A 21,800-nucleotide genomic window follows, 5' to 3' on the forward strand; every position below is an offset into this window, starting at 1 on the left:
CTTTCTCCGCTCCCACGGACCGATTACATCGACTCGTTGTAGGGGCTTGTTGAAGCGGCTCCGAAAGCGTCGACTGCCTTGGCCGCGACGATGTCGCCTGCGTCCGGTACAAGCAGATCCATGCGGCGGGCGAAGGCAACAAAAGTGCTGCGAGCGGTTTCGGCATCCACCTCGCCGGCGAGGGCTGCCCGACAGGCATTGAGCGCGACGCCATGAGCAGGGTTTCGCTTCGATGGCGGCCATTCATCCAGCAGGACAAAGGCGTCTTTTACGCTTTGAATGTTGGTCGGAAACCCAAGACCCACGAGCACCCTCACGGGATGCTGAAATTGATTGCGTTCCATGCTTTCCTCCGTTTCACGTGATTGGCTCAGTCGATCGGAAGCCGTTCCCACGGCGCGTGCGCGATAGATTGCGTGCGTCGCGCCTTAGCCTGCCGAACTCCCGTTTCCAGGAGGGCCTTTGCTGTCGGTAAGATTCCGCGCGGCCAGAAACATCACCGTGTATGCCGCTTTGCGCCGGTCCCAACCCGCGGCCTCTGCTCTGTCGAGCAACTCGACCAGTATCGGGTCAAGCGCAACCTTCAGGTCTGCTTCGTAGTTCAGGTCGGTGGCCGCACGCGACGGTCGTGGTGCCGTCCCCGGCGATGTCGTTGGTCTTCGAAGCGACTTCGCGGACCATCTGCGCGCCCATGTTCTCGAACTTGTCCTCAAGCTCGATTTCCTTGGCGACGGTGACGCCGTCCTTGGTGATGCGCGGGACGCCGAACGACTTGTCGATGACGACGTTGCGGCCCTTGGGGCCGAGCGTCACCTTCACCGCGTCGGCGAGGATGTTGACGCCGCGCAGCATGCGCTCACGGGCGTCGGAATGAAATTTCACTTCCTTGGCAGCCATTGGATCACTCCTTCAATAGGCAGCTTCATTGACTGGATTGCGGTTGAAGCCTCGGTCAGGCGGCCTTCTTGACCGCCGCGATCTGCTCGATCACGCCCATCACGTCGCTTTCCTTCATGATCAGCAGGTCTTCGCCGTTGAGCTTGATCTCGGTGCCGGACCATTTGCCGAACAAGATGCGGTCGCCGGCCTTGACATCGAGCGGCGTGAGCTTGCCGCTCTCGTCGCGCGCACCCGGGCCGACGGCGATGACTTCGCCCTCCTGCGGCTTCTCCTTGGCAGTGTCGGGGATGATGATACCGCCGGCCGTCTTCTCTTCGGCCTCGATGCGGCGAACCAGGATACGATCGTGCAATGGACGGAACGTCATGTCGTTCTCCTTCAGGACAAACAGATTTTTGAGGTTCCTCCACACCGGACCGGCAATATCGGGCCGGTGCAGGGCGTCGCGACCCCTTTCTCAGGCATCGCGCGCATATCGAGCTAGTTTTGGCATTTTCGAGTTTCAAGGGCTCGCCGGAAAAATTTTGGCACTCTGCATTCGAGAGTGCTAGGGACATGAATTCATGAAGCTATTTTCGCTGGAACGCGCGATTTCAGGTCTTGAAATTCGATCCGAACTCATCGAAATTTTTTGCGGTTGGAGTCCCGAAAGGGATCACTGCAACACCAACGGTGCCAAGGAGATTGTCAGGAAACGGAGACCATCGATGGAACGAACCTTGTCGAAAATGCCCTTGATCGCCCCTGAGGCCTCTGACCCTTCGCTTGACCGCCTGCTGTTCCCGGCGCGGCACTTTAATCACCCCGATGAGGTGGTGCTCGATCGCACGCTCGACATTCTGGAAAAGCGCGCCATTCTTGCATCATGGGCGTCGGATGCTTGCGCCGTCGAATCCATGCCTGCGTTGCGAAAACCACCTGGTGCTTCGAACCCGGTGACGTTCGACGCCGTCATGGATGCCCTTCGCCGACTGGACGATAGTCGCGCCGAGGTGGGCTGTGACCTCAAGGAGCGGCGGGTCCGAGATCGCCCGCAAAGACTTGATGCCTGAACGCGCGCGATAGGAGAGACGCATGGTCAGCAGGGAATTCCGACTGCAGATGGAGGGCTACGGTCTCACAACTGCGGAGATCCACTACCACCTTCCCGATCATCCAAGCCTTTTGCAGCTTTACGTTTGGCAGGAATACGATCTTGCACCGGAATTCCCAACCCTGAAAGGGTTTCTGGATTACTGGGAGCGCGAACTCGAAGGCGCGCTGCATTCCGTGCGCGTCGCCCATCACCGCCTGATCCGGCCTTCCGAATGGAAGGCCGTCGACGGCATCTTCACAGTTCAATAGCCGGACCCGGGCCGGACCCGCCAAGCGGCAATAGGACAGGCTCCTTTGTAGTTGCCGGCATCCGATTCATAAAGGTGCCGTTCGTCTCGCCAGCTCCCCTTGAACTGAAAAGACGTGTTTCCAATCTTTTTCCCACGTGCCGAGTGCGCTTGCCGGATGTCGAACAGGAGCGGAAGGATCGCATGGAAACGATTTTCTTTGAAGATGCCGGTTCCGTCCTGGTTGTGCCAAGCTCGCCGGCATGGGTTTGCCGGGAACTGACATCGTCGCCGCACACGGTGAGGCAGGATCAGTTACCCACGGTTTGAAGGGAGGTCACTAATGGAAAGTGCGACGTTCAAACAGCCGGTTTTCGTAAGAGACGACGGCTACGGTGTCCAAAAGATCGGCTGTGTCATGGATGCGATAGAGTTTCTCGAAGAATGGCCGGTTGAAAGGCGCGGCCTCCTCCACGCAGCAGCGTCTGATGCATGCTACTCCGCCTACGATGGTCGGAAGTCTGTCGAGGCGGCGAACAAGGCCTTTACGACTTGGGCACGCAGGGTCGGTGTCATCGAGGACGTGCCCGTAGCGCCGCCGTGGATGACAGGGCCGAAGATCGGCAATGCAGACCATCTTATGGAAAGTGACGGCTGAATTCACTGCGGCGGTAATCTGCCGCCGCAGCATCAGAGTGGCGCGTCACCGGGGGCAACGGGCGCGGGAAAGCCAAGCCCCTTACTGTTGCCTGTTCATACATTTCGGATAACTTCTTCGGCACAAACAATTTGCCAAGCAGATCGCACGAAAGAGCGCGTCCGCCTGAATGGGAAGCCATAGACGGCATCTTCACCATTCAATGGCCGGCGCCCGGGTCCCCTTGGGCCGGATCCACCAGGTCGGCTTCGTCGTCGGGGTCGATCAGGTCGATCAGCGCTGCCACCCTTGTTCCCGGCAGCGGTCGTCCCTGGCTCATCAACGCCTCGTCACCGAAGGCCCAGGCCCATGCCTCTCTCAATTCCTCAAGCGAGGCACCGGACGCGATGATTTCCGCAATCGTCGCGTTGTCCACGGGTCCGAGGACCGAGACAACCTCTTGGCGTGTCATGGGCATCCTTTTCCTCCGTTCGAAATACCTGCGAAGCAGATGGGTATTCGATGGAGCGCTTGCCACCAGCCATTTCGAAGGCGGTCACGAAACTGCCTTGGCGGTCCCTCTTGACGCAGCGGAAGTCAATTCCCAACTCATTCCTCGTCGGTCGCCGCACAAGGGGCCGATGTGTCAGGGAGCGCCATGCTTCTTGCGTTCCCTCGTACCTATGTTGCTCCAAGGAGGATGTAGTTATGAGAACGAACCCGGACTTTTCCCCCTTCTATCGGTCGAGCATCGGCTTTGACCGCATCTTCAACCTGCTCGAAAACGCCAGCCCGCCACAGAACGCGGACAACTGGCCGCCCTATGATATAGCCAAGCTCGGCGAAGACACCTACCGCATTGTCCTCGCGGTCGCCGGTTTCGGGGAAGATGAGCTTACGATCACGCAGGAGCCAAATATGCTCGTGATCGAGGGCGCCAAGACAGAGAACGACGAGGTTCAGTACCTCCATCATGGCCTGGCGTTGAGGTCGTTCGCGCGCCGCTTCGAACTAGCCGATCATGTGACCATTGTCGGGGCAAAGCTCGAAAACGGTCTGCTGACTATCGACCTCAAGAAAGAAATTCCCGAGGAGATGAAGCCGCGCCGCATCGCGATCAATGTCGAGACCGACAAGAAGGCGGCGTCCAAGCGCATTGAAAGCGCAGCGGCCTGATCTTTGGCGGTCGGCCCGCACCCCGTCCTGTCGTGGCTGGGGTCCGGGTGCGACCCAACACGGAAAGGAGAAGGATCAAATGAGCGTACGTGACTTGATTCCCTGGAGCCGTGGCAGCAGTCAGGCACCGAGCCTTTATCGCGGTGACGACATGGATCCGTTCCTGTCGTTGCACCGCAATGTCAACCGGCTATTCGACGAGGTGTTCCGCGGTTTTGACACGCCTTCGGCGCTGGGCCGCATGGCCCCTCTCAACGGCACTTGGCCAAGCGTGGAGTTCTCGGAAACCGATCAGGAAATCCGGGTGACGGCCGAAATCCCTGGCCTCGATGAAAACGACGTCGAGGTCATGCTGGATGATGGTGTTCTGACACTTCGCGGCGAGAAGAAGGCGGAGACCGAGGACAAGGACCGCCAGTTCAGCGAACGCTATTATGGGCGTTTTGAGCGGCGCTTTAGTCTCGGTCGTGAGGTTGAAGACGACAAAGTGGCGGCGACGTTCAAGAACGGTGTGCTCACCGTGACATTGCCCAAGTCCAAAAAGGCGCAGGCAAACGCCAAGCGCATTGCAATCAACGGCAACAAATGACGGTCGCGAAGCAAGGCCGGGGCTCGATGAAGCCCCGGCCTTCGCAGATAGCGAGGATGGTCAAATGACGTCCAACAGCCTCAAATGAAAGAGCCGTCATGGGATGCTGAATCAACCTTGCAACCCAGGGAGTTAACAAATGACCAGTCTGGCTTTCCTTACCCCCGTGCAGGTTAAGACCGGTGACGTGAGACACGACATCGGATCGGTGCGGGAGGCGCTCGTATACTTGAATCAATGGCCGAAGGCCCGTCGGGGGCCGGTATACAACTGCGCGGTGAGGAGCTGCAACGCCGCAATCGCCGAGCAGATGACAACCGAAGAGGCGCGACAGGCATTTGTCAGCTTTGCCAGGATAGCCGGGGTGCTGGCCAGATCCGATTTTTCGCCACTGGCCGGGGCTGATCAAAAGCTGTCCGTATCTGGGCGCAGTCTCTGACCTTCAGTTCAGGACTTCTCTAGGGCGCGTATAGGCCAGTGAAAGTGGACTGGACGAGGTCGATAGCGGAACCACAGGGAACGACCCACCAAAATACCCATCTAATGAGGCGGCAAATCACGGCTGCTTCACGCCACAATTATTCTTCGACGCATCTGCGGAATAGAGAAGTGAGCGACCACTAGGCCAAGTTCTTCGGCATATTTCGCGATATAAGCGAGCAGCTCCCAGCCAACGCCCAGATGCTTGCGATCCGCGCGAATGCAGATCGCAACCTCGCCGGTTCGGTCGGCTCGATCGCTTGCCAGCGTCGCAATGGCGATCAGCATCCCGTTGGTCGAGAAGGCCAGAAAATTATGGATATGGGTGTCGTGGAACGCGTCATCGCCACCAACCGCTCGTGCGAAATTTCCTTCACTCCGCCGAGAAAGCCAAAGCGCAGGTCGTCAGGCGTTACATGGGTGAAGAACTCGGCCAGCGTTGGTTCATCTTCAGGACGAGCGCGGCACACTTGGAAACGAAAGCCGGTATGGGTGGTGAGTGTGTTTTCATCGTCATCTGGCCCTTGAACTGAGGCCGGTTCTGAGGCGTCATTGTCGTCTTCTTGAGCTGGCAGGCACCCTCATTCGCCCATGGTCTGCAACACATCCTGTTTGACGATTTCGATGCTGCGCAGGTTGAGCAGGCGGATGACGCCCTTGTCCTTCAGCCGGGTGAAGACCCGCGACACGGTCTCGATGGTGAGCCCGAGATAATCGCCGATATCCATGCGCGACATCGGCAGTTCGACCTGCCGCAAGCCGCCTTGCCGCTCCGCCATGTCGACCAGGAAGGCGGCGACACGTTCGATGGCGTTCTGACGACCGAGGACCAGGAGGTGCTCCTGCGCGCGTGTCAGGCCCTTGAGCGCCAACGGCAGCAACTGACGGGACATGTCCGCCCCGGCAGCCAGGCGGAAGACGCGAACTCCGGTGGCGTTGATCGCTTCGGAGAAGAAATGATGCGTCGAGTCGGCTTCGAAGCCGAAGGTCTCGCCGGCGAGGTGGAAGGCGCTGATCTGCCGGCGACCGTCGGCAAGCAGGCGGTAGATGCGCACGGCGCCGAATTCGACCTGGTAGAAAGCACCGGCCTTCTCGCCCTGAGCATAAATTTCAGCGCCGGCGGGAAAAAAGCTGACCGGCTGCAGCGGTGCTGGGTCGAACGCGTCCGGCAGGCTTGGTTGCACAGAATGCGACGGCAGTGAGATTCTGGAGCTCGTGTAGGCGTGCATGGCTGTTTTCCCGGTTGTTCCGTGACACAGCAATCGCGCGAATCCGCAGGGGACGAAATTCGGTTATATCCCTACGGGAAACTACCTAGCGCTTGGCCGAGGCGGCAGTGGAGTACGTTGATAATGGTCGGTGCATGCCTCGAACGTGCACAATCCATCGCTCATCAGGGCATTTTGGCGATCTTGCACTGCCTAAATCTAATGCTGCAGCGTCGCGATGTAACCCGCAAGGTTGTGGATGCGTTCCGTGGTCACAACCTCGCCGCCGCTAGGGCCGTAGGTTTTCGCATCGTCCTCAAGGAATTCACGACCCCAGACAGGCATCTCGCGGTTGCCATGGCTTGAAACGGCATAGCGACCGTCGATCGTTGCGAAGACCCTCGAATAGGGAAAGGTCCCGCCATTGCGTTGGGAAAGATGGGTCAGGTCGGCCGGTCGTTTGACCAGCAGATCGCGCAGGGGACCGTCGCCCTTGCCATCTATGCCGTGACAAACGGCGCAGGAGTTCAGATATTCTGCCTGGCCGTAGCTCATTTCCTGCGCTCTGGACGCTTCGCAGGCCATGGCCGCGATAGCTGCTGCGATCAGAAATCTCATGTGCGCATCCGCCGATTGATCGGCTGAGCCTACCGAGTCTATTCACAGACACATTGATCCGGATCAATTGGGCGTCCGCATAGTCTTTGATTCAGCGCAATGAGCACGCCGAACGGTCTGGCTATCGTCGACATGGAATTTGGCCGAGATCAGGAGCTACTGCCATGGCTTTCAGGACGATCCTTACGGTTACGGGGCCGCATATGAGCGACGGCGATCTCAACCTCGCTGCCGACCTTTGCGACGAAATTGGTGCCCATCTTGCCGTTCTTGCTGTGGCCATCGCCGCGCCGCCGCCAGTCGGAGAGTATGCGGCAATCGTTTCGGAAGACTGGCTGAAGGAGCGGCAGGCCGATGTGACGCTCTTGAAGAAGCGAGTGACTGCCGTGTCGGCTTTCCTCGCCGACAGAGCGCTTTCGGCCGATGTCTCCAGCGAATATCCTGAAATTGGCTGGGCTGACGAAAGAATTGGTCGCCGTGCACGTTACGCCGACATTACGGTAATCGGGCCGGAGTTGCTCGCTGACGAGACGCTGAAAGGCAAGGTGATCGAGGGCGCCTTGTTTTCTTCCGGGAAGCCGCTGCTGATCGTTCCCCCGGGAGCTCGGCCGACACTGAAGCCGAAGCGGGTAATGGTCGCGTGGGATGCTCGTCTTGAGTCATCGCGCGCCGTCCGTGAATCACTCGATATGTTAACAGGCGCCGACGAAGTGCGTCTCGTCATGGTCGATCCGGTGGAGGACGAATACCACCACGGTCAGGAACCCGGAGCTGATGCCGCAGCCTACCTCGCCCGGCATGGCGTGAAGGTAACAGTCGACCGCCTGCCGAGTGCGAACCATGCCGTCGCTGATGTTCTTCGCCAGCACGCGGTCGACAGCAGTGCCGAGCTGATGGTGATGGGCGCTTACGGCCATTCCCGGTTGCGCGAGCGGATTTTCGGCGGCGCCACCAAGTCAATGCTTCAGGATCAATCGCTGCCGGTCTTGATGGCGAGATGAAAGCACGGCCAGTGTGCCGCGACAGCTAGATAGTACGCTCTTTCGCTTCGCGACCTGACACGTTCTCGATCGAAATCCGAAAGAATACATGTGTCGAGTGGTCCGCAGGCGCAGGTGGTTCGTGGGTTGTTGCGCCGCAGGGTACAACTCACCGGCCTTGCCTGCGCTCTTGCCGCCTGCAGTCAGGTGATGCGAGTCGCCCAGTGGAAAGGGTGGCGAATGGTGGCGTCGTCGTCAGTTTTCGCTCTTCATATTGGGTACGGCTGGATCACCGTCGGTTTCGGGCTTCTGGCGATCCACATTTTCGCGCCTGCCAGGCTGGGGCAGGCGGCTGCCGTTCATGCCTGGACGATCGGCGCCATCGGCACGATGGCTCTCGCCATCATAGCGAGCATGATCCGCAAGCACAGCCGCGGCGCCTTCGAGACCTCGGTTCGGGCGACAGGTGCGTTCGCAGCGATGACAATTTGCTGCCTGTCGCACCTCTTGGTCGAATTTCTGCCTATCTACGGCCCAGTTTTAACGAGCCTTGCAGGCACATTGTGGGTTGCCGGCTTCGGCCTATTTCTCATGGCTTTCCGTACAATGCTCATACCGCAAACGTGGCTGGGCGCTGATTACGGAACGAAACCTTGGCTGCTTCGAGCCTATCTCAGGAATTGGCGAAAGCGGCGAAGCGAAAAGGCAAATAACCCAGTGCCAATGGCCAGTAACGCCGCAAGCTGCGGCCAGACGACGCTCAGGCCAGCGCCGCGGAACAGGACGGCCTGGGCCAGTATGACAAAGTGTGTATTGGGCGCGGCGAACATGATAGCCTGGATGATCTCAGGCATGCTCTCACGCGGCGTGACGCCGCCGGACAGCAACTGAAGCGGCAGAAGCACCATCATCAGCAGCAAACCGAATTGCGGCATCGAGCCCGCGATGGTCGCAAGAAAAATCCCCAGACAGGTCATGGCGAATATGTCCAGGGCGGCTCCGGTCATGAACAGCAGCGCGGATCCGTTCGTGGGCACTGAGAGCAGGCCCTGCACGACAAAGACCAGCGATAGGCCGGAAGCCACCAGCACGACGAGACCCATCGACCAGACCTTGCTCATCATGATTTCGAATGGCTTTACCGGCATGACCAGCAAATGCTCGATCGTGCCATGCTCGCGCTCGCGGATGAGTGCCGCGCCGGTCAGGATGATCGAGAGCATGGTGATCGAGGAAATCACATCGGTGATGGCGCCAAACCATCCCATGTTGAGTTCGGGATTGAAACGCGCGCGCAAGTCAAGATTGACAGGCAGCACGGTTTCGGCGCGATGGTGATCCAGAAATTCACTCACTTCCCCCGATACGATCGACTGGACATATCCCCCGCCGGTGAAGGCCTGCGACATGCGGGTCGCATCGATATTGAGCTGGATCGTGGGCGATCTGCCGGCCAGGAGATCGCGCTGGAAGTTCGGAGGGACATCGAGCGCGAATGTGTCTATGCCGGAATCCATGCGCCTGTCCATTTCGGGCTGGGAGATGAGCCGGGGCGTCGTGAAAAAGGGAGGGTAGAACGCGGTTACGATGCGCGAGGACAGCGGCGACTGATCCTCGTCGACGATCGCGATCGGCGCGCGATTGAGGGTTTCCGGCATCGCCTTGGACGCTGTGTAGATCGCCAAGGTGAAAGCATAGGCGATCAGCACGAGCAGCATCGGATCCCGCGCAAGACCGCGCAGTTCCTTGATGCCGAGCTGAAACATGTTGGCGAAACGCATTTCAGCGGGCCTGTTTTCTGAGAAGTGCCGCTCCGAGGCCGAGCAACACGGGGATGGCGATGACGAGTGGCAAAAACGCGCTGGAAAGGTCGTCAAAGCCGAGTGCCTTTGAGAAGGCGCCACGTGAGATGATGACAAAATAGGTCATCGGATAAATCTGGCCAATGAAGGCACCCACGCCCTGGAGCGACGAGACGGGATCGATCATGCCCGAATATTGCGAGGCCGGAATCATCGTGATCAGCGCGGTTCCGAAGATCGCCGCGATCTGGCTGCTCATGAAAGTCGAGAGCAGCAGCCCCATCCCCGTCGTGACGATGACATAGAGAAACGCGGCGGCGGCGAAGGTTGGAAAACTGCCGGTGAATGGGACGCCAAAGATGAAGATGGCAAAGGCTGTCAGCAGCAGGAAGTTCAGCATCGCGAGCACGACATAGGGTATCTGCTTGCCGAGCAGGAACTCGAACCTCGTGACCGGCGTGACGTAGAAATTGATGATCGAGCCGAGTTCCTTTTCGCGCACGACGCTCAGCACGGCCAGCATCGACGGTATTAACAAGAGAAGCATCGGGATCACTGCCGGAACAATAGCATCGAGGCTCCGGACATCGGGGTTGTAGCGATAGCGGATCGCCAGCTGAAAATCACCGACCGTGGCCGCGTCGCCATAGATCTCGCGTGCCTTCTGGGCAAGCCAGCCTGCGTGCATGCCTTGGACGTAACCGCGCACGGTCTCGGCACGCGTCGGCATGGCGCCGTCGATCCACGCGCCGATGGTGACGTTGCGGCCGCGCGCCAGGTCGCGACCGAAGCCGGGCGGAATCTCGATCGCCAGGCTGAGATCGCCGTCTTCCATGCGCCGGTCAAGATCGGCGTAGTCCGATATAGGCGCCTTTTCGGTGAAATATCGCGAGCCGGCGATTTGCTGCACGTAGTCGCGGCTGATTGCCGTATCGTCGTGATCGAGGACGGCGAACGTCATATTCTCCACGTCCATGTTGATGCCGTAACCCACGACGAGCATCAGGATGAGCGTGCCGACGATGGCGAGCGTGGCGCGGATCGGATCGCGCAGGAGTTCGAGCGCCTCGCGCCGCGTATAGGCGAACATACGGCGGGGATCGAAGAAGCGATTGCCACGCTTTTCCTGCGGATGCTTCGTCCACCCTTCCGACGCGCCGATGGCGTGTCCCGGTTCAGTCCCGGCATCTGGCGGTGCGGTCTCCTTCGCTGCGGCCGCGCTCTCGAGATAGCGGATGAAAGCCTCCTCAAGCGTCGGCGCCGCGCGATTCTGGACGATCATCGCCGGCGTATCGGTGACAAGAACCCTGCCGGCATGCATCAACGAAACGCGGTCGCAACGTTCCGCCTCGTTCATGAAGTGTGTCGAGACGAAGATCGTGACGTTCTGCTTGCGTGATAGCTCGCAGAGGATCTGCCAGAACCCGTCGCGGGCGACCGGGTCCACACCGGATGTGGGCTCGTCGAGGATCAGGATATCGGGGGAGTGGATCATCGCCACGGCAAGCGACAGGCGCTGCCGGATTCCGAGCGGCAGGGCATCGGGAAGCGCATCCAAATGGCCGGCGAGATCGAAGCGCTGCGCCATCTCCGCGATCCTTTGTGGGATGGCGTCTGGAGCCAGGCCGAAGAGCCGGGCATGAAGCTCGAGGTTCTGACGGACCGTCAGCTCGGAATAGAGCGAGAATCCCTGCGACATGTAGCCGACGCGCCGCCGAACTTCGATGTCGTTCGGGTCTATCTCGCGTCCGAAGAGCCGGGCCTTGCCTTCGCTTGCCTGAAGCAGACCGGTCAGCATCTTCATGGTGGTCGTCTTGCCGCAGCCATTCGAGCCCAGGAAGCCGAAGATCTCGCCCCGCTCGATACGGAAACTCACGTCGTCCACGGCGGTGAAATCGCCGAACCGCATGGTGAGATGTTCCGCCTCGATGGCAGCTTCGTCGCCGGTGTCCGCGGATCGGGGCGGGATCACCACCTGCTGATGGCCGTCCCGCCTTTCCTGCGGAAGGAGTGCGATAAAGGCCTCGTCGAGGTCAGGCGCGCCAGTCCGCTCAAGCAGCTCCGACGGCGATCCAGAGGCCAGCACGCGGCCTCCGTCCATTGCGATTAGCCAGTCGAATCGGGCGGCTTCCTCCATGTAGGCGGTTGCAACAATGACGCTCATTCCAGTGCGACCGCGGCGGATCTGGTCAATCAGCTCCCAGAACTGACGACGCGACAGAGGATCGACACCGGTCGTTGGCTCGTCCAGGATCAGGAGGTCGGGATCATGGATAAGGGCGCAGCAGAGGCCGAGCTTCTGCTTCATGCCACCGGAAAGCTTGCCTGCCTGTCGGGCAGCGAAGGGCGCCAGCCCCGTGCTCTGCAGAAGCTCGCCAATGCGGCGCTCCCGCTCATCCCGGCTATGCCCGAACAAGCGGCCGAAGAAGTCGATGTTGTCGAAGACGGACAACGTCGGATAGAGGTTCTTGCCGAGGCCTTGCGGCATATACGCAATCCTGGGGTACGTGGTCTGTCGATGGCGGACGTCGGCCATGTTGCCGCCAAGCACCTCGATGCGTCCTTGCTGTATTGCCCGCGCTCCCGCGATCAAGGAAAGCAGGCTGGACTTGCCGACGCCGTCGGGCCCGATCAGGCCAACCATGCAGCCGGCAGGTATGTCCAAGGTGATGCCGTCGAGCGCCCGGGTCCTGCTGTAGGAATGGCCGACTCCTTCCAGCCGTGCGACCGGCCGTGAGGGAAGACTTGCGGTGGCGCTCGGCCACGCGGTCATTGAGCGAGCTTTCCCTGGAGTTTGCCCGGCCACGCAACCTGCGGATCCAGCTGGATATAGGCCACGCCCGGCAAGCCGGTCTTCACCTGCCGGATGTACTTGCGCAGCAGGTCCGGTGAAATCTGCGCCTTGATCCGGAACATCAGCTTCAGGCGCTCTTCCTCGGTCTCGACTGTCTTTGGCGTGAATTGGGCGACGTCAGCGACGTAGGTAGCCTTGGCAGGGATCACATATTGCGGGGCTGCGTCGAGCACGAGGCGGACCTCCGTGCCGATCGCCACACGGCCTGCCTGGGCCGTCGGCAGGAAGAAGGTCATGTAGACGTCGCCGAGATCGACGAGATTGAGCACGCGCCCACCGGCGGACAGGACTTCTCCAGGCTCCGCCACCCGGTACTGCACCCGTCCGTCGCGCGGAGACTTGAGCGTGGAATCGTCGATGTCGGCGTCGATGCTCTCGATCGCGGCCTGAGCAGCGTCGACCGCCGCCTTGGCGTCGATGACCTGAGCCTTTGCCGCGTTGATAGCGGCATCGCTTGCTGCTTGCTGAGCTTGTGCCGCAGCCACCGCAGCCTTTGCTCCCTGCGCGGTTGCCCGGTCGTTGTCGAGGACCTGCTGGGAAATGGTGTTGTTGGTGGCAAGCTGCTCAGTGCGCACCAGCGTGCGCTCGGCGGCGTCTAGTTGGGCTTCGCGCTGCGCGACGACCGCGGCCGCGGCCGTTCTTTCGGCTTCGCGCTGCGTTACCATGCTATTGGCGGTCTCCACGCCGATCATAGCGCGTTGCAACTGGGCTCCGGCCTGACGGCGCTGGGCCTCCAGCTGCACCGTGTCCATGCGGGCAAGCACTTCGCCAGCTTTGACAAAATCGCCTTCATCGACAAGGATTTCCTTGATCCGGCCCGGCGCCTTCGTCGACACGTCGATCTCGACCGCTTCTATGCGGCCGTTCCCGCTCGCTATGCCTTCCGGCAGATCGCCATCCTTGGATTTCTGCCATGCGTAGTAACCACCCGCGCCAACAGCGATCAGAAGGCCGGCGATCAGCCATGTCCGCCGAGAGTTCATCACCGAAGGGCTCCCGCGGCACCGGCCGGCTTCGGAAAAGCTCTTTCCGGATTCAGGGCGTTTTCCTCCACAAGGACGCGCGACACCTCGTACCCCAGCCGTCGCCGCAGTTCGGGCGAAGCGGATCTGATTTGTTGGGGGCTTGATTTGATGTCGACCATGGCGAGACTCCGCTTGGGGTGGCTGATTTTCACGAAGCCAAAACAGAGAGCAGCCGCGACGGCCTTGATCCGCGTCAATCGTGGGGCGCGCCTGGACGCCGACATCGTTCGCCGCGGCGCTTCGGTGTTGCCTCAAGCTGGCCGATTTGAGCCATATCAATGGCTCGTGGCCGATAAGGCCTAACTGTGGGTCTTCGACGGCGCCACTCTTTGCCGTCGATCCAATCAAGATTTTGACCCGTGAAATTGCGGGCGTTTCTCCCTCTTGTCACACACTCTGACAGCAACTCGGATGCGATCGCATTCAACGCGACGGCGATTGCGGCATATTTGGGCGCTGAACTTCATGACGAAGTTATCAGCGCCATATCTCAAACGCCTCGATCGTCATGTCGCGGCTACTGCCAAAATTGCCGGAGCTCATCCGCGAAGCTGAAGCGGCGAACAACGGTCTCTCAAAAATCGAAACGTCTGCCTTGAATGGTAGGAATATGTTCCTATCTCTAGGGTGCCCATGTCCTCCCCTGACATGGGCAAGCGACGGTTATCCTCCCTGATCCGTCGCGATGCTGAGCCCGCTGCCACCTCCCTCCGGCAGCGGGCTTCCTTTTGTTGATGCATCTGATTGAGTGCGGTGGGACTCGACAGCGAGGTGATCCATGCAGTGCATGAAATTGCTGGTTACGGGTTCCCCTGGAGCGGATGCAATCTTGTAGGTTCGCATTTCGGCGTTTGAATCTGGGCGCGCAAAACGCAATTCGTAAGTTCCGAAAATCACCGCGTTAATGAAAGTAATAGCGAGAAGCGGATCTTGTGTCGTCGCCATGACTGTACCGTCGTCATAGATTTCGTAATCTAAATGGCCGAGCGAGTTGAATGTGCGGGAGCTGAATGCTGCGCCTGAAATCCGCGCTATTTGATATTTGTCGGCTGTCGTGATGTCGGCTGCAGCCATGAGAAAGCCGGCCAGAACGGTCCCGTCGAATTTGTTGTAACCGGCAAGCGCGATGAACTTGACGACTTCCCGCGATGGCGGGTTGCTGACGTCGAGGACGATCTCGCACACCTTGGCCTCTTCGCTCTCGTCAGTCCAATTGCTGTAGACGACCCCCGTCGGAAAGATCGTCGAGCCGGCGGCTTGGTTGATGCCGAGCAAAGCTAGCCCGGCCACAAGGCGAAGTGCGACGAACATGCGTCAGTTCCTCCGCGATTATCCAACTCCTTCAGGGCACTACACGATCAGGACGCAATGGAGGTTATCTGAACATCATTCCAGGACCGAAGCCCGAGCGCCCCATGCCCATACCCATCATAGGCAGGACAATCTCGTCAGCCGCCTGCTTCTGCTCATCGCTCAGCTTTGCGTATAGTTTTTCGACTGCTGCCCTGACAGTCTTTACCTGTTCCAGACGCGCTTCGAGATGGGTCTGTTGGTAGGCCAGTCGCTCGGGCAGGGGCTTCTTCAGGAACTCACCGTCCTGGAATTCCTTGAGCATGCCCTGCATTAACGCGTTGTGCGACTCGGCCGTGCTACGGATGATGCCGGCAAGTTCGTCCCAGGAGGGCGTCTGCTCGTTGGTAATCTTCAGTTCCGTCTTGAGGAAGGCGAGGCGTCCGTCGATCCGATCGAGCATCTCGTCTGAATTATAGCCACCCATCGGGCCGCCCATGCCCCATTGACCCATCATCATCCGGCCCATACCCCAACGAGGCCACCAACCAGAATCATTGTCTTCGGCCCCCGCCACAACCGGCATCGCGAGAACGCCCAGCATCAGCCCTGCTGCGAAAATACTGCGTAGATTGAACATCGATCGTCTCCTTCACAGCGAGTTTCGAATGCTAAAGAAATCACACGGTGGCGGTGGCGACCTTGACCTGCATCAACGAGTGCCGGCGGAATCGTCAATGCGGCATAGCCGTAGGTGCGGATTGCTGGGGGTGCATTCGTAAAGCGGGTGGTTTCCAAAGCTACCGGGGTCCCGCGCGATCAGAAGCATGCCTTGATGGAACTGACGTATCCCGGCGGGATTAGACGCGGGCGATTTGGCTATGATATGTGACTGCACAGACGAACAGGGAAGCCGTTGCGGCTGCTTAGGTGACGAGTGGACAAGGGGATCGCGCGCCTGAATATCGAGCATTTTCGCCAGCGCTTGGCAGAGGAGCAAGATCAGCTCAAGCGGAAGGCGTTGCTTGAATTGCTCGAGAAAGAAGAAGAAAAGCTCCGAAAGGCCGAGGAGGCCGACAAGGGAACAAACGGGCACAGCAACAAATAGAAAAACGCGGCAATGCCGCTAAATATCTGTCTTGTCAGGTTTCCACGTTCTCCAATGGGTAGGTGAGATGTCCACCCGTTCCTTCGTGGCCGACTTGGTCCAGCCTGTCAGTATGCGCCTGCAGGGAAAAACGAGGGCGTGAACGCCATCCCCGTCGATGACGGCCAATTCCAAATCCCGATCAAAAGGGGCGGTCGATATTGGTTGCCACATAGATTCATTTTTGGAAGGAACGGCCAAAGCGTCCTTGACGCAGGTCAAATCCAAAGACCGGGCATCTAGCTTGCCGGCCACGTGAATGCCTTCCAAACGGCGATCAGTAGTCGAGTTTCCCGTAGTTGGGGTGCCACGTTCCGCAAGGTCTGCCATTTCATCATCTCGCTGCTGTGCAGGTCCGGCACGTTCGATCGTGTCTCCCCTGCTTTGGGGGTGAGACGCGCGGGAGAACTCTCGGTGGCGAAGCTGACTTCACCAAGATCGAAACGACGATCTGCCTCTGATGACATCAATGGCGCAATGTCTGACATTGCGAAATTCGGTTTGATCCTTACGGGGTTTCACCTAGCCAGCCGCAGCGGGCCTGCGTTGGCGTAAATGGCTTTGAGCGGCCCGCACTTAGGAGTAGGATGTCGTTATCTTGGCAATTGAGGAATGTCATGGACCGCTTTATTGCGCGTGCCAACATTGCCCACTTTCAGGATTTGCTCGCGCGCGAGACGGATACCGAACAAAGGCGTGTCATCGAAGGCTTGCTGGCGTTGGAGCAGAAGAAGCTTGAGATAGCCGAAAGCCAAGCTCGCGATCAGTCCGGCGCGCCCGGCAAACCAGGAAGGGTCGTCCAACAATCGCGTTGATATGATGCGGCAAACCGGCCCCGGGTCGAAATAGTCTCGGCACCCGGACTAGGTATCATCCAAACGCAGTTTGACGTATCGTCGTTTGGAGAAGGTCTCAGCGCGCCGGACAGACGCGCTGAGACAAGCGGGTCACCATGCCTGTTACGCGGCCTTGACCGTGATCTTCTTCTCGGCCTTCTGGGCTTCGGCGGTCTTGGGCAGCTTCACCGTCAGCACGCCCTTGCTGAAGCTTGCATCGATTTTGCCGGTGTCGACGCCTTCAGGCACCTGGAAGGAACGCTGGAAGGAGCCGTAGCGGCGCTCGGACAGATAGTAGTCCTTGTCCTTCTCTTCCTTTTCTTCCTTCTTCTCGCCCTTGATCGTCAGCGTGTGATTGGAGAGTTTGATCTCGACATTCTTCTCGTCGATGCCGGGCAGTTCGGCCGTGATCTCATACTCCTTGTCCTTTTCGACGAGATCCATGGCCGGCGCGACCGACCAGCCCGCATTGCGCAGGGACGGCAGTTCATGACCGAACAGGGAGCGGGTCGAAGGCAGGCGGAAGTCGAACGGGTGAAAGTCGTCGAATAGCCGGTCGATTTCGCGGCGCAGGCTTTCGAACGGGGTGGTCCAGTTGCCGGCTGTCGTCGGGGCAGTGCTCTTCTCTGTCTTGACGGGGAGTTTGGTGGCAGCTTCAGCCATGGTCTTCTCCTTGAAGGTGAGTTGATAGGCAGGTGCCGCCGCCTCCACCCTTCCACCTTAGGTCTCCCAAGAGGCGCTAGAGCCGGAGGTCAGCGGACCCGCTTGCCAAGTGTCGTCGCCGAAACTGGTCCGTTGCTTCGCGAATCCGCGGTTTTGCCGCAGTCATCGCGCCCGCGTCGCCAAATCTAGCTCAGCCTGGCAAGAACAGCATCAAAGCCCCTGCAAGGGAGCGGCTCATTGATCGGGATCAATGGCGTCAGAAAATGTCTTCCGCTTGGAGCCCCGATGGCGATGCCATCAAGGGATCGTGCGCGGGCGACATCGAACGCCGTCCGCCAGCAAGCTTAGCGCGTTGTGATGACTAAAAGTGCTCGCGTTCATATTCGACACAGGAGTAGCCGAGTGTCGAAAGACCATCGGCGAGATGGTCTGCAAGCAGCGGGGTCCCACAGAGATAGTCGGCAGTATGCTCGTTGTGCGCGTCAGCTGCCTGCTGGCGAACACTTTGCCACTCGTCGGCGGACTGGTCGTCGCGACCCAGCCACATCAGGGCTACCAGGTCGATTTGTGCGTCGACGGAAAGATCGGAAATCAGCGACTGCAATTCTTCGAGAACCGGGTCGTCGTCATGATCCTCCAGGATCGCGGCGGACCGGTCGTCGGACGGATTGGAGGCGGGGCTGGGTTCGGTGACCGGATCCTTGGCATCGAACTCGCGCGCCTTCATGATGATGAAGCATACTGTTTCGAGGGGAACTTCGAGTTCCGTTTCGCCGTCGCCAATGCTGCTCGCAGCTCTTTCCATCATACCGTTTCCTTCAGTTGCTGTTCGTCTTCCCGTCCCCGGACGACGCGCATGCCGGCGCTCGGCCCCCTTGTTTCGGTGACGACAGTGCACCGTCCCTCCGGTTGGCCGTCGGCCTGGAAATAGATCACGACCCAATCGCTCGTTTTTGCCAGTTCATGCGCCAGCCTGGTGTTCGAGAAGAACGCGGTGAAATGCCAGTTGTCATGGCGCGCATGCAGCACCGGCAACCAGGCCTCGCCTTTCGGGTTGAAGCGCTTCGGTGCAATCTTGCGAAGCGCGCCGGCCGCAGCCTTTTCGCGATACATTTGATCGACTTCGAGCAGCATCGACACTGGCGGCAAGGGTTGAGATTGATGGGTCGTTCTCAGCCGAACCCTGCCGAGCCGCTCGGCGAGGGCTGCCGCCAGCATCTCCTTGCGCCTGTGACCGATACCCTTGATATGAAGTGCGCCGCTATGAAGCGCGTTCTCCAGGTCTTCGAGGGTCTCGAGCTGCCCATCCTCGGCGAGGCGGTGCGCGTATCGTGGTCCGATTCCGGGGATTGACCGAAACAGCGCCTCCGGCTCCATCTCGCCGCGCAGCCGTTCCAGTTGGGACCAGCGCCCGGTCGCAACCATCTCGGTAATCGCCCCAGCTATACCTGTTCCGATGGCCGGAAGGGCGACGAGGCCGTCGCGTCCCTCCTTTGCCAGGATTTCGCCCACGGGCCGTTCCAGCCTGGAAACGACATCCGCCGCCCTTCTGTAGGCCCGTGCGCGGAAGCCGTCGGCCCCCTGGCTGTCGAGGAGATCGGAAAAATCCCGGAATTTTCCTGCCACCCCGATGTTCTCGGGGATTGGTGTGGCCGCCATCGTCGTCATTGGCTCTATGCCCGGGTTTGGCGTCACGATCTGCAGCGGCTCCGGCATGACTTTCCTCGGCGCAGGAGTTCAAGAGTGTCGATTTGGCCCTCCTATGCCATTCGACGCCTCGTATCCTTGACCCGCATCAATGCATCGGACTTCGAAACCGGATAGAAGAAAATACGTGCTTCTTCGCGCTCGAAGACTCGGAACAACTCGGCGCGGCAACGCTGAGTTCGGTTCGCGTGACCAGAAGAGTGAGGGGAACCATTCGATGGAACCGTCAGACGCATCGGCTACCACGCGCCGCCGACCCTACAACTTTCTCGGAAGCTTGGGCCCAGGCCTAATCACGGGCGCGGCTGATGACGATCCAAGTGGTATCGCCACCTATAGTCAGGTGGGCGCGCAATTCGGCTACACGCTCGCATGGACCATGCTCTTCAGCTATCCGCTGATGGCTGTAACTCAAGGGATCAGTGCCGGGATCGGCGCGGTAACCGGCCAAGGTATCGCGCGCAATCTGCGTCGACACTACTCGCCCTGGCTGCTGCGTTTCGCCGTTCTTCTGCTGCTTGTCGCCAACGTCATCAACATCGGCGCCGACCTCGGCGCCATGGGGGCGGCACTTAAATTGCTCTTGGGTGGCCCGCAGTCCTTGTATGCGGTGCTGTTCGCTTTGATTTGCAGTCTCCTGGAAATCTTCGTGAGCTATCGGCGCTACGTGATGGTGCTTAAATGGCTGACCATGTCCCTGCTTGCCTATGTGGCGGTGGTGCTGTCAGTCCGTGTGCCCTGGAGCGTGGCGCTCTATGGTGCGCTGGTTCCGCAGATCGTCTTCGACGGCGATCACGCCATGGCGCTGGTTGCCGTTCTTGGCACGACAATCAGTCCTTACCTCTTCTTTTGGCAAGCCGGGGAGGAGGTCGAGGAGCAGCACAGGCAACATCGTCAACGGCTGGGCGCCAACTCTCACGCTGCCGGGCCGGAGCTGTCGCGGATCCGGGGCGACACACTGTTCGGAATGGGCTTCTCCAACCTGGTGGCCATCGTCATCATCATCGCCACTGCGGCGACGCTTCATGCCAACGGGATCACCCAGATCAAGACTTCGTCCGAAGCGGCCGAAGCGCTCAGGCCGGTCGCCGGGGAGTTTGCGTTTGCCGTTTTCGCCATTGGGATTATCGGCACCGGAATGCTTGCCATCCCCGTGCTTGCCGGCTCCGCCGCCTATGCCGTCGCGGAGATGTTTCGTTGGCCCGAAGGCCTCGATCGGCCCCCGCGAGATGCCAAGGCCTTCTACGGCACGATTGCGGTCGCAACGCTGGGTGGAGTGTCCCTGACCTTTGTCGGCATGGATCCCATAAGAGCGCTCTATTGGAGTGCTGTGGTGAACGGAGTTTTGGCCGCTCCACTGATGGCGATCATGATGATGATCGCGATGAACCCCCGGATCATGGGCCACCTCACCTTGCCGCGCTGGATGGCTCTCGGCGGTGCGCTCGCCACGGCGGTGATGGCCTTGGCTTCAATTGGCTTTTTCGTGCTGTGACAAAGGGAATGGAGCCGTGCCTGCATAGACGCCGGTGCGTTCATGCCGAACGGGCGTCTGTGCGTGAAGGCCGAAATCACCAAGGCGCGTCTTGAGGACATCAACACGATCTTCGCGAACCTCAAGGCGGGCAAGGTTGAGGGACGGATGGTGCTTGATCTTTCTAAGCCCGTTCGCGAGCCGGTGGCTGAATGCAAGGCCGTTCCCGCTTGAGCAGCGACGTCTCCAACCGACAGGATGGCCGCTGACAGCAGGGCAAGCGAAAGTCGCCAACTGTTGAGCCAGATCAATGTGACCCTCTGTCGAGGGTGCTTTGTTTTGGGTGGAGTGAAAGCCCCCGTTCAAGAGGAGACAGACCATGACGGATTTAACATTGCGTCAGAATATTCTCGATGAGTTGGAGTTCGAGCCGAGCATCGACGCCGCCCACATCGGCGTCGCCGTGGAGGATGGCATCGTCACCCTGACCGGACATGTTTCTTCCTATTGGGAAAAGACCACCGCCGAAAATGTGGTCAAGCGGGTCAAGGGCGTGAAGGGTATCGCCGAGGAAATCGAAGTCCGGCTGATTGGACAGAAGGGAACCGCGGACGACGAGATCGCCAGGCGGGCGGTCGATGCGGTCACCTGGAACGTCTCCATCCCGAGGGACAAGGTGCAGGTCAAGGTCCAGGACGGCTGGATCACGCTGACCGGGAAAGTTGAATGGCAATACCAGAAGAACGCGGCGGCCGAGGCTGTGCGCGGGCTGGCCGGTGTCGTTGGCGTGGCCAATCAGATCGAAATCACCCCACGTGCCTCGGTACCCGACGTCAAGAAGCGCATCGAGGATGCGCTGAAACGTGACGCCGAAATCGAAGCCCAGGCGATCCGCGTCAACGTGCAGGATGGCAGGGTGACGCTTGAAGGCAAGGTCAAGGCCTGGTCCGAGCGCCAAGCGGCGGAACGCGCCGCCTGGTCGACGCCGGGCGTCCGGATGGTGGAAGACCGGATTGCGATTGTCTGATGGTTCGACCCGGTTGACGCGGCGGCTCAAGCGGCCGCCGCGCCGATAGTCCCGAGGCACGCGCA

The 21,800-nt window shown here is 59.7% G+C and carries 27 protein-coding genes and 3 pseudogenes; 13 read left to right on the top strand and 17 right to left on the bottom strand.

The window, feature by feature from the left end; genetic code table 11:
- Positions 1-23: 23 nt before the first annotated feature.
- The 3 genes and pseudogenes from AC04SF_RS05325 to groES form a co-directional block, all read right to left on the bottom strand.
- A complete protein-coding gene (locus AC04SF_RS05325) occupies positions 24-344 on the bottom strand; it encodes a DUF982 domain-containing protein (protein ID WP_488476841.1) in 321 nt (106 codons plus the stop codon).
- Between the two features lie 280 nt (positions 345-624).
- A pseudogene (locus AC04SF_RS05330) lies at positions 625-897 on the bottom strand (TCP-1/cpn60 chaperonin family protein); the annotation flags it as partial.
- Positions 898-952: 55 nt separating this feature from the next.
- A complete protein-coding gene (groES, locus tag AC04SF_RS05335) occupies positions 953-1,267 on the bottom strand; it encodes a co-chaperone GroES (RefSeq protein WP_027047173.1) in 315 nt (104 codons plus the stop codon).
- A gap of 196 nt (positions 1,268-1,463) precedes the next feature.
- On the opposite strand from groES, the gene AC04SF_RS05340 reads away from it, so the two are divergent.
- The 3 genes from AC04SF_RS05340 (at position 1,464) to AC04SF_RS05350 (ending at position 2,880) form a co-directional block, all read left to right on the top strand.
- Positions 1,464-1,952: a hypothetical protein gene (locus AC04SF_RS05340; RefSeq protein WP_488476842.1), complete on the top strand. Its 489-nt coding sequence runs from the start codon at positions 1,464-1,466 to the stop codon at positions 1,950-1,952.
- Positions 1,953-1,974: 22 nt separating this feature from the next.
- The gene (locus AC04SF_RS05345) at positions 1,975-2,244 is read left to right on the top strand and encodes an usg protein (protein WP_096448922.1); all 270 of its coding nucleotides are present in this window, start codon (positions 1,975-1,977) and stop codon (positions 2,242-2,244) included.
- Between the two features lie 321 nt (positions 2,245-2,565).
- On the top strand, positions 2,566-2,880 hold the full coding sequence (locus AC04SF_RS05350; RefSeq protein ID WP_096448920.1) for a DUF982 domain-containing protein: 315 nt from the start codon (positions 2,566-2,568) through the stop codon (positions 2,878-2,880).
- 199 nt (positions 2,881-3,079) lie between these two features.
- Here the strand turns inward: AC04SF_RS05350 and AC04SF_RS05355 are convergent, their stop codons facing one another.
- A complete protein-coding gene (locus AC04SF_RS05355; RefSeq protein ID WP_096448918.1) occupies positions 3,080-3,331 on the bottom strand; it encodes a hypothetical protein in 252 nt (83 codons plus the stop codon).
- Positions 3,332-3,567: 236 nt separating this feature from the next.
- Here AC04SF_RS05355 and AC04SF_RS05360 point away from each other — a divergent pair, with 236 nt between their 5' ends.
- From AC04SF_RS05360 to AC04SF_RS05370, 3 genes are all read left to right on the top strand, one after another.
- Positions 3,568-4,035 (top strand): Hsp20 family protein, encoded by a 468-nt coding sequence (locus tag AC04SF_RS05360; protein ID WP_488476843.1) that lies wholly within the window; start codon positions 3,568-3,570, stop codon positions 4,033-4,035.
- A 79-nt stretch (positions 4,036-4,114) separates the two neighbouring features.
- The gene (locus AC04SF_RS05365) at positions 4,115-4,624 is read left to right on the top strand and encodes an Hsp20/alpha crystallin family protein (RefSeq protein WP_488476844.1); all 510 of its coding nucleotides are present in this window, start codon (positions 4,115-4,117) and stop codon (positions 4,622-4,624) included.
- A gap of 139 nt (positions 4,625-4,763) precedes the next feature.
- Complete coding sequence (locus tag AC04SF_RS05370; protein WP_488476845.1) at positions 4,764-5,063, top strand: DUF982 domain-containing protein; 300 nt, start codon at positions 4,764-4,766, stop codon at positions 5,061-5,063.
- 128 nt (positions 5,064-5,191) lie between these two features.
- On the opposite strand, the gene AC04SF_RS05375 is transcribed toward AC04SF_RS05370, so the two are convergent.
- From AC04SF_RS05375 to AC04SF_RS05385, 3 genes are all read right to left on the bottom strand, one after another.
- A complete protein-coding gene (locus AC04SF_RS05375; RefSeq protein ID WP_488476846.1) occupies positions 5,192-5,392 on the bottom strand; it encodes a hypothetical protein in 201 nt (66 codons plus the stop codon).
- Between the two features lie 293 nt (positions 5,393-5,685).
- Complete coding sequence (locus AC04SF_RS05380; RefSeq protein ID WP_488476847.1) at positions 5,686-6,333, bottom strand: helix-turn-helix domain-containing protein; 648 nt, start codon at positions 6,331-6,333, stop codon at positions 5,686-5,688.
- 198 nt (positions 6,334-6,531) lie between these two features.
- Positions 6,532-6,930, bottom strand: a complete 399-nt coding sequence (locus tag AC04SF_RS05385) for a c-type cytochrome (RefSeq protein WP_488476848.1) — start codon at positions 6,928-6,930, stop codon at positions 6,532-6,534.
- Positions 6,931-7,094: 164 nt separating this feature from the next.
- Between AC04SF_RS05385 and AC04SF_RS05390 the strand changes: the two genes are divergently transcribed.
- Together AC04SF_RS05390 and AC04SF_RS05395 are read left to right on the top strand one after the other, a co-directional pair.
- On the top strand, positions 7,095-7,931 hold the full coding sequence (locus tag AC04SF_RS05390; protein WP_488476849.1) for a universal stress protein: 837 nt from the start codon (positions 7,095-7,097) through the stop codon (positions 7,929-7,931).
- Between the two features lie 189 nt (positions 7,932-8,120).
- A pseudogene (locus AC04SF_RS05395) lies at positions 8,121-8,465 on the top strand (NnrS family protein); the annotation flags it as partial.
- 113 nt (positions 8,466-8,578) lie between these two features.
- Here the strand turns inward: AC04SF_RS05395 and AC04SF_RS05400 are convergent.
- The 6 genes from AC04SF_RS05400 to AC04SF_RS05425 form a co-directional block, all read right to left on the bottom strand.
- Positions 8,579-9,691 (bottom strand): ABC transporter permease, encoded by a 1,113-nt coding sequence (locus AC04SF_RS05400; RefSeq protein WP_488477328.1) that lies wholly within the window; start codon positions 9,689-9,691, stop codon positions 8,579-8,581.
- A gap of 1 nt (position 9,692) precedes the next feature.
- Positions 9,693-12,485: a ribosome-associated ATPase/putative transporter RbbA gene (gene rbbA / locus AC04SF_RS05405; RefSeq protein ID WP_488476850.1), complete on the bottom strand. Its 2,793-nt coding sequence runs from the start codon at positions 12,483-12,485 to the stop codon at positions 9,693-9,695.
- Positions 12,482-13,549 carry an HlyD family secretion protein gene (locus tag AC04SF_RS05410; protein ID WP_488476851.1) on the bottom strand — a complete coding sequence of 356 codons (1,068 nt, stop codon included), beginning with the start codon at positions 13,547-13,549 and terminating at the stop codon, positions 12,482-12,484. The genes rbbA and AC04SF_RS05410 overlap by 4 nt, the downstream gene beginning before the upstream one ends.
- A complete protein-coding gene (locus AC04SF_RS05415) occupies positions 13,549-13,788 on the bottom strand; it encodes a hypothetical protein (protein ID WP_488476852.1) in 240 nt (79 codons plus the stop codon). The genes AC04SF_RS05410 and AC04SF_RS05415 overlap by 1 nt, the downstream gene beginning before the upstream one ends.
- Positions 13,789-14,254: 466 nt before the next feature.
- Positions 14,255-14,902, bottom strand: a complete 648-nt coding sequence (locus tag AC04SF_RS05420) for a hypothetical protein (RefSeq protein ID WP_202353070.1) — start codon at positions 14,900-14,902, stop codon at positions 14,255-14,257.
- Positions 14,903-14,966: 64 nt separating this feature from the next.
- Complete coding sequence (locus tag AC04SF_RS05425; protein WP_488476853.1) at positions 14,967-15,521, bottom strand: Spy/CpxP family protein refolding chaperone; 555 nt, start codon at positions 15,519-15,521, stop codon at positions 14,967-14,969.
- A 297-nt stretch (positions 15,522-15,818) separates the two neighbouring features.
- Between AC04SF_RS05425 and AC04SF_RS05430 the strand changes: the two genes are divergently transcribed.
- Positions 15,819-15,989 carry a hypothetical protein gene (locus AC04SF_RS05430; protein ID WP_202353072.1) on the top strand — a complete coding sequence of 57 codons (171 nt, stop codon included), beginning with the start codon at positions 15,819-15,821 and terminating at the stop codon, positions 15,987-15,989.
- A gap of 18 nt (positions 15,990-16,007) precedes the next feature.
- Here the strand turns inward: AC04SF_RS05430 and AC04SF_RS05435 are convergent, their stop codons facing one another.
- Positions 16,008-16,358, bottom strand: coding sequence for a hypothetical protein (locus AC04SF_RS05435; RefSeq protein WP_488476854.1), 351 nt, complete (start codon positions 16,356-16,358; stop codon positions 16,008-16,010).
- Between the two features lie 287 nt (positions 16,359-16,645).
- On the opposite strand from AC04SF_RS05435, the gene AC04SF_RS05440 reads away from it, so the two are divergent.
- Positions 16,646-16,843: a hypothetical protein gene (locus AC04SF_RS05440; protein WP_488476855.1), complete on the top strand. Its 198-nt coding sequence runs from the start codon at positions 16,646-16,648 to the stop codon at positions 16,841-16,843.
- A 144-nt stretch (positions 16,844-16,987) separates the two neighbouring features.
- On the opposite strand, the gene AC04SF_RS05445 is transcribed toward AC04SF_RS05440, so the two are convergent.
- The 3 genes from AC04SF_RS05445 to AC04SF_RS05455 form a co-directional block, all read right to left on the bottom strand.
- Positions 16,988-17,527: an Hsp20/alpha crystallin family protein gene (locus tag AC04SF_RS05445; RefSeq protein WP_488476856.1), complete on the bottom strand. Its 540-nt coding sequence runs from the start codon at positions 17,525-17,527 to the stop codon at positions 16,988-16,990.
- Between the two features lie 361 nt (positions 17,528-17,888).
- The gene (locus AC04SF_RS05450) at positions 17,889-18,332 is read right to left on the bottom strand and encodes a DUF3775 domain-containing protein (RefSeq protein ID WP_488476857.1); all 444 of its coding nucleotides are present in this window, start codon (positions 18,330-18,332) and stop codon (positions 17,889-17,891) included.
- Positions 18,332-19,243: a DNA-binding protein gene (locus AC04SF_RS05455; RefSeq protein WP_488476858.1), complete on the bottom strand. Its 912-nt coding sequence runs from the start codon at positions 19,241-19,243 to the stop codon at positions 18,332-18,334. The genes AC04SF_RS05450 and AC04SF_RS05455 overlap by 1 nt, the downstream gene beginning before the upstream one ends.
- A 208-nt stretch (positions 19,244-19,451) precedes the next feature.
- Between AC04SF_RS05455 and AC04SF_RS05460 the strand changes: the two genes are divergently transcribed.
- The 3 genes and pseudogenes from AC04SF_RS05460 to AC04SF_RS05470 all read left to right on the top strand — a co-directional run bounded on the left by AC04SF_RS05460 (position 19,452) and on the right by AC04SF_RS05470 (position 21,735).
- Positions 19,452-20,729, top strand: a complete 1,278-nt coding sequence (locus AC04SF_RS05460; protein WP_488476859.1) for an NRAMP family divalent metal transporter — start codon at positions 19,452-19,454, stop codon at positions 20,727-20,729.
- A 27-nt stretch (positions 20,730-20,756) separates the two neighbouring features.
- Positions 20,757-20,942 (top strand): annotated as a pseudogene (locus AC04SF_RS05465) (hypothetical protein); the annotation flags it as partial.
- Positions 20,943-21,087: 145 nt separating this feature from the next.
- A complete protein-coding gene (locus AC04SF_RS05470; RefSeq protein WP_488476860.1) occupies positions 21,088-21,735 on the top strand; it encodes a BON domain-containing protein in 648 nt (215 codons plus the stop codon).
- Positions 21,736-21,800: the final 65 nt, after the last annotated feature.

This window comes from Mesorhizobium sp. CNPSo 4671, assembly GCF_057784245.1.